1 protein-coding gene and 2 pseudogenes are annotated in these 1,833 nt (G+C 30.7%); 1 reads left to right on the top strand and 2 read right to left on the bottom strand.

What is annotated here, in order from left to right:
• Positions 1-178, top strand: a pseudogene (locus tag VK90_RS30455) (alpha/beta fold hydrolase); the annotation flags it as partial.
• Between the two features lie 460 nt (positions 179-638).
• Here VK90_RS30455 and VK90_RS30035 read toward each other — a convergent pair.
• Positions 639-731: pseudogene (locus VK90_RS30035) on the bottom strand (AbrB/MazE/SpoVT family DNA-binding domain-containing protein); the annotation flags it as partial.
• A gap of 191 nt (positions 732-922) precedes the next feature.
• Positions 923-1,300, bottom strand: coding sequence for a hypothetical protein (locus VK90_RS27155; protein WP_048376702.1), 378 nt, complete (start codon positions 1,298-1,300; stop codon positions 923-925).
• Between the last annotated feature and the right edge of the window lie 533 nt (positions 1,301-1,833).

The following is a 1,833-nucleotide window of genomic DNA, read 5'->3' as shown; positions in this document are numbered from 1 at the left end:
TGGATGGCCCTCTCAAGAAATATTAGAAATTGAACAAAGTCTACAAGCAGAATTCCAATGGCTGTCAACGTCAAGTAAGTTCCGGATTGCTAGTCGTAGTGGACATTATATACATCATGATGAACCTAATATTGTGATAGAAGAGATTTTATTAATGTTAAAGGGGATGGGAAAGTGAGCGATATATCGGTGATCCTGAACCTAAATTAAATGATGGCTATGTTTTTGAAGATGAACCTTATGTTAAATATATCTTTTATGCACATGATGGGGTCAAAAAAATTGAGTATATTCTCACAGAAGAGGCGATAAAGATTAATATTAATAAATCCGAATTAAAAAAATCTTTTAAGAGAAATTGATACATATATAATCTAATAATTCCATATACCCTATTAAACGAACGGGTGCGTTAGTTGAATAAGAATTAAGTGATTTTAGGATTGTGATCATATTTTAGTTATTCCATAAAAGGGCGTTTTAATAGAGGGATAATCACAAAAATTATTAAACTTTTTTATAAAAGGATGATTCAATTGAATATAGAAAAAGCGTGTTTTGAACAATCTTTTTTCGAACCACGCTTTTTTTATTTGTTCTTTTATCAAGGTTTATTAAGTTAATTTGATTAAATTTTATTCCAAGGCTACATCTTTTTCTGCGATTCCTAATGTCCTTCTAAGATCCATGGGAATAACGATACGCCCCAATTCATCTACTTTTCTAGTAATCCCTGTGGATTTCTTAAAATCCCACCTTTTATTAGTCTAAACCTTCATATTTATTGTAATATAATTTTACCACGCGGAATAGTGTGATATACTCATTGGAATGTGATTGTAACACATAAGAAAAAGCTTTGCTGTATAAACAAGACCTTGTCACACAATGGTATATCTGGTATCCTCTGAAACACATAAATTTAATTTGTAAGTTCTTTTAGGATTTTCGGCATCCGTTCCTTTTTAAAGACAAACTTGAAAGATTGATTGTCTTTTAAAGTAACTTGAATTGCTCCATTAAGTACACTAGTTAGTTCTTTACATTCCGTTATATCGAAGCGATGAATTCCGATGGCGAGTTGAATGTCCAAATTCATTTGTTGTTTATATACAAGTAATCTTTGGTTTGTTATCACTAAAACAATTGGCATATTCTCTTTAGTGAGCCAAGAAATTTCAGGAAGAAGTTTCATCACCCAATTAGTAGGAGCAGTTCTTCCAGTAAAGACATCGATAATTTGTTCTTTAGGTTCTAAATCATGTTTAACTTTTTCTTGATATTTAACAGGAAGATTCATTTTTATTTCCCTCTCACATTGGAATTTTTAGTTTATTACATAAAGTCTGTCGAATTTAATTTTTTATCTCTTTTATTAATCCTCTTAACTTCATTTCAAACCCTTCAGACAATCTTTGGGTGAACATCTCCCTTGTACGACAATGATTTATGTATGATTGAACTTTTTTATAAAACTGTATATGTTTTCATATGAAAAGAATCAATTTTAATCAATCCTTTTTCAAAATGGATTCCTTTTGTCTTTTATCAAATAAGGAGTTGTAAAGCATTTCTGATTAAACTTTATTCTAAATCTACATGATGACCTCAGGAGAGGGAAGCCATACAAGTATCGATGCTCAAGTTGTAAGTGGAATTGGTTCGGGTGCAAAAAATTCAAGGTAATTACAAATCATCTCTAAAACTTGGACATACTGATACTATTACTCTAAAAAGGTGTGTGATCGGTATGGAAAAGAAAAATTGGTTCAAATGGAAGCACTATCAGCTTGATATTATCTTATTAAAGGTACAACCTAAGTTTTCGTGATT

Origin of the sequence: Bacillus sp. LK2 (genome assembly GCF_001043575.1) — a bacterium.
In the GTDB taxonomy this organism is placed as follows: Bacteria; Bacillota; Bacilli; order Bacillales; family Bacillaceae_G; genus Bacillus_A; species Bacillus_A paramycoides.
This window is presented reverse-complemented; position numbering and strand designations above follow the sequence as displayed.

What these genes read in the sequence shown, in the direction of transcription:
- VK90_RS27155 (WP_048376702.1), bottom strand. Translation starts at nt 1,300, where the DNA reads ATGAATCTTCCTGTTAAATATCAAGAAAAAGTTAAACATGATTTAGAA.